Source organism: Endozoicomonas sp. YOMI1, assembly GCF_024606345.1.
Taxonomy (GTDB): Bacteria; Pseudomonadota; Gammaproteobacteria; order Pseudomonadales; family Endozoicomonadaceae; genus Endozoicomonas.
This window is the reverse complement of the sequence record NZ_JAHHPM010000599.1, coordinates 1-9,018: the sequence shown is the minus strand read 5'-3', so window position 1 is coordinate 9,018 and position 9,018 is coordinate 1. Positions and strand designations below refer to the sequence as shown.

4 protein-coding genes are annotated in these 9,018 nt (G+C 50.6%); 3 read left to right on the top strand and 1 reads right to left on the bottom strand.

From position 1 onward, the window contains the following. Together KDK15_RS20800 and KDK15_RS20795 are read left to right on the top strand one after the other, a co-directional pair. The coding region (locus KDK15_RS20800; protein ID WP_257297317.1) for an efflux RND transporter periplasmic adaptor subunit at positions 1 to 1,288 on the top strand (1,288 nt) is incomplete at its 5' end. Between the two features lies 1 nt (position 1,289). Next, positions 1,290 to 4,418 (top strand): efflux RND transporter permease subunit, encoded by a 3,129-nt coding sequence (locus tag KDK15_RS20795; RefSeq protein ID WP_257297316.1) that lies wholly within the window; start codon positions 1,290 to 1,292, stop codon positions 4,416 to 4,418. Positions 4,419 to 4,643: 225 nt separating this feature from the next. On the opposite strand, the gene KDK15_RS20790 is transcribed toward KDK15_RS20795, so the two are convergent. Beyond that, complete coding sequence (locus KDK15_RS20790; protein ID WP_257297315.1) at positions 4,644 to 7,307, bottom strand: hypothetical protein; 2,664 nt, start codon at positions 7,305 to 7,307, stop codon at positions 4,644 to 4,646. Between the two features lie 148 nt (positions 7,308 to 7,455). Here KDK15_RS20790 and KDK15_RS20785 point away from each other — a divergent pair, with 148 nt between their 5' ends. Continuing rightward, positions 7,456 to 8,949 (top strand): carboxypeptidase M32, encoded by a 1,494-nt coding sequence (locus tag KDK15_RS20785; RefSeq protein WP_257297314.1) that lies wholly within the window; start codon positions 7,456 to 7,458, stop codon positions 8,947 to 8,949. The last annotated feature ends 69 nt before the right edge of the window (positions 8,950 to 9,018 follow it).

The following is a 9,018-nucleotide window of genomic DNA, read 5'->3' as shown; positions in this document are numbered from 1 at the left end:
TGTTGCGTTCGTTGCTTTTTATTTCAACTGCCCCCTTACGGAGCTGTCAATGATCGCTAACATCACTGATCGTAAACTCGGAAAATGGCTTCCGATAGGCGCTTTAGCCACTTCTATTGTCCTTCTGGCCGGTTGTTCAGAGGACCAGCCGCAACATCAAATGCCACCCCCCGGCGTATCGGTTTTCAGTGTGATCGATCAGGAAGTAGGCGACTATTATGAATACGTTGGCCGTTCAGAAGCCATCAATGAGGTAGACATCCGTGCCCGTGTAGATGGCTTTCTGGTCAACAGAAACTTTACTGAAGGCGGTATGGTCGAACAAGGCCAGCTGCTTTACGAAATTGACAGAGCGCCATTTGAAGCAGCCCTCAAAGGTGCCGAGGCCCAGCTGGCAAGTAGCAAAGCTTCCCTCATTAATGCCCGGAAAAACCTTGAGCGTAGCCGGGATCTGGTCAAACGGGGAGCGATCAGTCAGGCTGACTACGATAATCAAACCAGCTCGGAAGCCCAGGCGGTCGCCGCTGTTGAAGCAGCAGAAGCCAATCTGGAAACGGCCCGGCTGAATCTTGGCTACACGCAAATTTCGGCACCATTCAAAGGTGAAATAGGCAAGTCAACCTACAGTGTCGGCAATCTGGTGGGGCCCTCCTCCAGCAAACCTCTGGCCACTCTGACCAGCATGGACCCTATCTATATTACTTTTCAGGTGGATGAACGGCAGCTGATCAGCCATCTGTCAGAACACCCCGAAGACAGAACGACGCAGGATACCAGCGTTGAAGAAATCCCGACTGAAGAAAAAGGCAGTTTCCAGCTCTCTCTCAGACTGCCAAATGGTACTGAATACGACCAGCCTGGCACCTTCAGTTTTGCTGACACCCAGATCAATGAAACCATGGGTACCCTGACCCTGCGAGCCACCTTCCCGAACCCTAAGGGTATTATTCTGCCTGGCCTTTACGTCACGTTGCAGGCAGAAAGCAATGACAAAACGCTCACGCCCCTGATTCCGCAGGCAGCGGTTCAACAGGATCAGTCCGGCTATTTTGTCCTGGTGGTAACGCCGGAAAATATCGTTGAAACCCGACAGGTGGAAGTCGGTCGTCGTATCAATGCCATGTGGGCAGTAAAATCAGGCCTCAGGCAAGGTGAACAGATTATCGTTCAGGGCCTCCAGAAAGTGCGTCCGGGCGGCAAAGTATCGCCAACCCTGGTTACCGTAGACCCAACCACCGGTACTCTTTTATCACCCGCTTCCGCCAGGCCACAGGAGCAGGATCTCTGAGATGATCAGTCAGTTTTTTATTAACCGGCCCAAGTTCGCATTCGTCATCTCGATTGTGATCACACTGGTCGGTCTGATCTCGCTGACAACGCTGCCAGTGAGTATGTTCCCGGAAATCACGCCTCCCCAGGTAACCATCAGTGCCACCTACCCGGGTGCCGATGCTGAAACCCTGGAATCAGCGGTTATGCGTCCCATTGAAGAGCAGGTCAATGGGGTTGAAGGGATGATTTATATGGACTCCAAAGCCTACAATAATGGCAGTGTGTCCATCACAGTAACCTTTGATTCCGGCACAAACCAGGACATCGCCATGGTCAATGTGCAGAACCGGGTATCCGCTGCCGAACCGGGTTTGCCTGAACAGGTTCGTCGGCTGGGGATCAGTGTACGAAAGCAGTCGTCCAACATGCTGCTCGGGGTAAACCTGATTTCCGAATCGGGCAAGTATGATCAAGTCTACCTGAGCAACTACGCCAGTAACTACCTGTCAGACCCAATGACCCGTATCAAGGGTGTTGCACAGGCCCAGGTGATGGGCGCCATGACCTACAGTATGCGCATTTGGCTGAACCCCAGCCGGATGGCTTCACTGGGTGTCACCCCATCGGACGTCAGTCATGCCATTAATGAGCAGAATGCCATTGTTGCCGCCGGACAACTTGGGCAAGCTCCCAATCAGCCGGATCAACAATTTACCTATACGATCCGTACCCGTGGACAGCTGGAATCCCCTGACGCTTTTGGCAATATCATTATCCGGGCAAACCCGGATGGCTCTTTTGTCCGCATTAAAGACATTGCAAAAGTGGAACTGGGTTCCCAAAACTATGAGGGTGATGCACGGCTGAACCAAAAACCGACGGCATTTCTGGTTATTTACCAGCAACCCGACGCCAATGCCATGGACGTGGCCAAAGGCGTGAAAGCCCAGATGGAAGAGCTGAAGAATGACTTCCCCCAGGGCATGGACTATACCATCAAGTTTGACACCACAGAGTTTATCTCCGAGTCCATCAATGAGGTGGTCAAAACACTGTTTGAAGCAGTACTGCTGGTTATTCTGGTGGTATTCCTGTTCCTTCAGAACTGGCGTGCAACTCTAATTCCCGCCATCGCTATCCCAGTGTCGCTGATTGGTACCTTTGCGGTCATGCAGGTACTGGGGTTCTCCATCAATACCATCAGCCTGTTTGGCCTGGTATTGGCCATCGGTGTTGTGGTGGATGATGCCATTGTCGTTATTGAGAACGTTGAACGACTGATCACAAAAGAAGGCATGGCACCGAAAGACGCCACCCGCCTGGCGATGAAAGAGGTATCCGGCCCCATTGTTGCCACCACCATGGTACTGTTGGCGGTTTTTGTGCCCGTAGCATTTATGCCGGGCATTACCGGGGGGCTCTATACCCAGTTTGCCGTGACCATTTCTGTGGCGGTACTGATCTCCTCGGTCAACGCGTTAACCTTAAGTCCTGCGCTGTGCTCGGTATTACTGAAAAAAGGAAGTCTTGACCAGATTGCCTGGCTGAAACCGGTAGACACCTTTATTCACAAGTTGACCGGGGGTTACCAGGGCTGGGTAACACGGTTACTGAGCCGTTCCATTCTGGGCGCGGGCCTTCTGGCTGTGATGCTGGCCAGTACCGGCTATATGTTTACTTCGACACCCGGCGGCTTCGTCCCTAATGAAGACCAGGGCTTCTTTGCGGTCAACATTCAGCTGCCCGATGCGGCTTCATTAAATCGCACCCAGGAGTTGATGGGTGAAATCACCGACCAGATTCGCTCCGAACAGGGGGTGGATAGCGTTATCACGATTAGCGGCTTTAGTATCTTCAGTGGTTCCAGCAGTAACGCGGCGCTGGCCATTGTCGTACTGAACGACTGGTCAGAGAGACAGAGTCCCGAGCTGCATCAGGACGCTATTCTGCAAAGAACCCAGGCAAAACTGTGGTCAATGCAGGAAGCACAGATCATGGCTTTTGCCTTCCCGCCCATTCCGGGTCTTGGCTCATCCGGTGGCTTTGACTTCCGGCTGCAAGATACCATGGGACGTTCACCGCAAGAGCTCAGCCAGGTCATGAACGGTTTGATTTACCAGGCCAACCAGCAGCCGGAACTCTCCCGGGTGTTTTCAACCTGGCAGGCCAATGTGCCGCAATACCTGCTGGAAGTGGATCGTCAGAAGGCCAAAGCCCAGGATGTATCGTTATCTGAAATTTTCATGACGCTGCAAACCCAGCTGGGCTCACTGTATGTGAATAACTTCACCCTGTTTGGCCAGAACTATCAGGTCAACCTGCAGGCTGAAAGTGCTGACCGGGCCGGGCCTGCTGACCTCAGCAAGTTCTATGCCCGTAACAGTCAGGGACAAATGGTGCCATTGACCACGGTTGCTTCCCTGAAGCCCGTGCTGGGTCCCGGCAGTATCGGTCATTACAACCTCTATCAATCGGCCAACATCAGTGGTCAGGCTGCTCCGGGTTACAGCTCCGGTGACGCCATTGCGGCAATGGCCCGACTGGCACAAAACCTTCCCCGGGGGTATACCTATTCCTGGTCAGGTCAGTCTTTACAGGAAATCGAAGCAGGAAACCTGGCACCCATCCTGTTTGCGCTGTGCTTCCTGTTTGCCTACCTGTTCCTGGTCGCCCAGTACGAAAGCTGGACCATGCCACTGGCGATTATCAGCGCAGTGCCAATTGCTACCTTTGGTGCCTTTGTGGGAATCAATATCATGCGTCAGTGGAATCCGGTGCTGGCCAATGACATCTATGCCCAGATCGGGATGGTGCTGTTAATTGGTATCGCGGCGAAAACGGCAATTCTGATCGTGGAATTTGCCATGGTCCAACGTCGGGAGGGTAACAGTATTTTCGACTCGGCCATCAATGCCGCCGGCCTGCGTTTCCGTGCCGTCCTGATGACCGCCCTGTCCTTTATTCTTGGGGTTATGCCGCTGGTACTTGCCACGGGCGCCGGTGCCGCCAGTCGACAGATCATCGGTATCACGGTAAGTTCCGGTATGCTGGCGGCCACGATCTTTGGCACCCTGCTGATTCCGGTGTTCTATCTGCTGCTGCAAAGAGTGCGTGAGCACTTTGATCCTGACAAGGCTAATAGTTAATTGAACCAGGTTTCAATGTAATTGATGGGCTTCTTCTATCATCAATCTCCAAACTCCGTTCGTCCTGAGCGCTCCAAACTCCGCTCGTCCTGAGCGGAGTCGAAGGACATAAAATCCATACCCTGAGCATATCTTCCGGGAGAATAATGTGCCCCCGGTTCTTATTGCCGTAGATGAGGCGGTAATTATATGGTTATTCATGACGGTATTTAGAAAGCACGACTGTTATGAGACGTCAGCCGGATGGGCCAGCTCATCAACCGTCAGATTCAGCGAATTTTTCGGAATGGCTCCGGGCTTGACGGTCGCTGTGCCATTTTCGCAAATTAACCATTGCTGCCCACCAGCTCTGACCGACAGAGGTCTGTGTAATGCCTCGGCAATCAGTGTCAGTGGATGGTTGTCGGGCAGCTCATTGCCTGGTAACCAATCCTCTATGGTAAAGTTTGACCAGTATTCAGGCCCGTAGCAACTGCCTGCTAATTGCGCACGTTGAACCTGCTGCCTGACAAGCGCACACGGCACCTCTTGATCATCATTGGTAGCAAGTGAGGAATCATCAACACCGTTCGCCTCCCAGTGCCCCAAGGCTGTCGGTGTGGAAACAAGATGCCTGTCTATATCCGCCCTGGTTTTTTCCAGTGTCTTTCTCAGCGGGGTTACCTGCCTTGTCAGTTCACCCCGGGCCTCTTGCAATATTGACAGATCGAAGGGGGCTTTTTGCGGTTGATCCTGCTGATCTTGTGCAGGTTTTCTTCGACTTTTTGACAACTTGTGGTTTCTTCTCAAAAGCCGCAACCGGTCGCCCCAGATACGTTTTATCTCATCAAAAGCGGCTTCAACCTGATTAACCAGATCTACCTCTGCCCTGACACGCTCATGCAAAGATGCCAGCTCATCCAGAAATTCACTGTCCAGCCCATTGGTACAGAGAATTAATCCCGACAAGATGCACAGCGCATCATTGACTCTATCAAGCCAACCACAAAGCACAGATATATCAGTAACGCCCTGAATGGCCTTATTGAATTCCTTGCCCAAGTTGGGTGACGGCAGCACACCTGCTTGCAATAAACGCCCATAGGAATAAATGAACGACGTATGAGAGGCAATCCGGTCGAATTCTTTATTCATTTTTTTGTCAAGCATATCAGCAAGAGCGAAATAAGCCTCGGCCTTAACCACTGGAGTACTCCCGGGATCATCGACAACTGATTGAATCATTGCCGTGACCTCAGCCATTGGTCGATCAGCAACAAACGCCTTTACCGCATCCTGCAACCCCTGAGGCAAAGGTGCCTGTGCTTCCTGTGGGGCTTGTGAATTTTGCTGGGCTGGCGACAGGGCAGCGAATTCAGGCACTTTCGGCTGCACCGGTTTCTGGTAACCATAGCCCTTGGCCATTTTTTGTTTCAGCTTCCCCCTGATCTCCCGTTTTTTCCTGGTGTTCTCACGCTCTACTTCACTGACCAGACGATCTTTTTGCCTGACAGATTCTTCCTCCCTAAGGGCATGCATCAATAACACATCTCTGCAGGGCCCTTCGACGAATCTTTGAAAATAGTCATCGAGTTTTGAGCGCTCAGCTTCAGACAGGGAAAACATCTGTCCAGCCTTTTGCACCAATTCTTTAAACAACTTCTTGATTATTTCAATATTTCTAAATTCATTATTGCCAATGTCTGACAACCTGATGCAAACCAGGCATGCTACCGACTTCGACGCAAGATAAAACAACCATTCGATATCACCTAACTCAGCATTTATGCCATCAATTTTGCCATCAATCAGGTTGATGAACGCGCTTAACAGCTTGCGCGCTGCGGCAAATTCGCCAATACACAGTGAAGCGCTAATCATTTGTATCACGTCGCAAATTTCATAGCACTCAAACAGGTCTGATTTGCTCGACGCTGAATTTAACCATATTCTCAACCCTGTAACATCAGGATCAAATCCACGATTCAGTTCATCTTTGTCCTTCAGCTGTGCATAGTAATTGACAGCATCATCGAGGATTTTGACCAGAGACAAACTGACATCATTACAGATTTTGGATATTGAGTTCATATACTTTACATATTTACTCTCACGCTTGTCCGAGAGCTGTTCATGCAAACTGGTCAGCCCGGCACAGACATTCAGTAGCTCATTGGATTGTGAAATAAAAACCTGCCAGTGCTGTGCCAGGCGATCATCACTGACAGTGCTCGCGGGTATAAACTGGCTAAGATCACTGACTAATTTGCCATACTTCTTATTGAGACCGGTCATTTGGTCTAATGCTGGCCCACCACTACGATGCTTTATCAATACACTCTGTAACACAAACACCATCCTGACTACAGGCTTGTAGCGTTCATGGCACAAAATCAGGTACTCAAATTGCAAAATAAACAGTTGATGTTTAAGTAATTCACAACGTATTCTTGCACTTTTTCTTCGGTCACTCGGGATTTTATCCAGCTTCAGTCTTTCTTTAACCACCATGTCACTAAAATGATCAACATCCTTTCGATAACACTCCACAAGCTTGAGATCTTCAGTTGACTTTGGCGTAAAGCCCATAAGGTCATAGGCAAACTCCTTACCCTGGAAATTCTCTCTGCAAAAAGCCATTAATTCATCATAACTTTTTGAACTGGATAGTTCTTCATGGCGCTTAACCTTTCTTTTAGTCAAGCTTTTCTCAGGCACTTTTTCAGCAGGGTATTCCACCGGAGTATTTTTGCTGCTTTTGATGACTTTCAAAACGCCGGGTATCTGAGCCAAAGAACCGGAGGAGTCAATCGTCGTACTGGCATTGTTGGCTATGGTTGCCCCAGGTAATTGATTTTCACCACTTACCGCGCCAAGTGTACTGACAACAGAATGTTGTACATTGTCCATAACCACTACCCGTTTATAATCACGAATATTTCTTAACACTGACAACGTAAAGCCTTTTTTGTTCCCTATCGATACGGAAAACTAGCCTGTCCCTGTGAACTAACACGACATACAATGGATCTCATAATAACGTTTATGGAGTTCAACGATGACCACTGCTTATAAGAACCTGGTGAGCCGATTCCAGCAGATGTATCACCTTTCGCATCTGGGAGCCATTGCAGGCTGGGACCAGGCCGCCATGATGCCTGCCGGAGGCAATCAGGCCCGTGGTGCAGCGCTGGCGGAATTGAACACCCTTCTGCATAAGCTGCTGACGGCACCTGACGTGGAATCCTGGTTGCAGGAAGCACAGACTCAGGAAACCAATCCAGATACTGTTCGATCCATTGCAGAGATGGTGGTTGAATGGCGACAGGCCAGTGCCATTCCGGACGATCTGGTGAAAGCCAAAACCATTGCATCCACAAACTGTGAACATGCCTGGCGACGTCAGCGGCCTGAAAATGACTGGCCGGGTTTCGCCAGAAATCTGAAAGAAGTGGTTAACCTCTCCCGTCAGGAAGCCGCTATTCGGGCAGAAAAAAGCCATGTTTCCCCTTACAACGCCCTTTTGGAACTTTATGAACCCGGCGTCAATACCGGGGAGCTTGACCAGCTGTTTGGTGACCTGAAAACCTGGCTGCCTGGCTTTATTCAGGATGCCCTTTATCGTCAATCTTCAGTGGGCATCATTCAGCCTGAAGGTCCCTTCCCGATCGGAAAGCAAAAAGCACTGGGGCTGGAGGTGATGAAACTGCTCGGTTTTGATTTTGACCATGGCCGACTGGACGTCAGCACTCATCCATTCTGCGGCGGTGTCAGCGAAGATGTCCGGATGACTACCCGCTATAAAGACGATAATTTTGTGGAAGCACTGATGGGCATCATCCATGAAACCGGTCACGCCCGCTACCAGCAAAATCTGCCAGAACAGGATCGCGAACTCCCCATTGCCCTCCCCCGTTCCATGGGAATCCATGAAGGACAGAGCCTGTTCTTTGAAATGCAGCTGGGCCGCAGCGCCGCATTCCTGTCGTTGATACAGCCGTTGATCATCAAGCATCTCTTCGATGGGGCGTCACAGCCCGCCATGGCACTGGATAATCTGGCAAAAATATACACCCGGGTTAGCCCCGGCTTTATCCGGGTTGATGCGGATGAGATCACCTACCCGGCTCATATTATTCTGCGCTATGAAATCGAGCGTGACCTGATTGAAGGAAACATCGAGGTGGATGACATTCCCGAACTCTGGCAGCAGAAAATGCAGGATTACCTGGGTCTGGATGTAGCCGGTGATCACAAAAATGGCTGCATGCAGGATATTCACTGGCCTATGGGTTCGTTTGGCTACTTCCCAAGCTACACCCTCGGTGCCATGGTCGCCGCCCAGCTATTTGCCTCCCAGAAAAAAGCCATGCCCGATATTGCTGACCTGATTCAGCATGGCAATCTTTCACCCATTTTTGACTGGCTGAAAAGCAACATCTGGTCACAGGGACGAAAGTATTCCACGGCAGAACTGATGACCAGGGCGACCGGGGAGCCATTAACGGCCAGTTATTTCCAACAACACCTGAAAGAAAGATATCTGGGCTGACTGGCCTTTAAGGAACCTTCATTTCAATAAGCGCTGCCCGCTTCCCGCCACCCGCTGCCCGAATAAGAC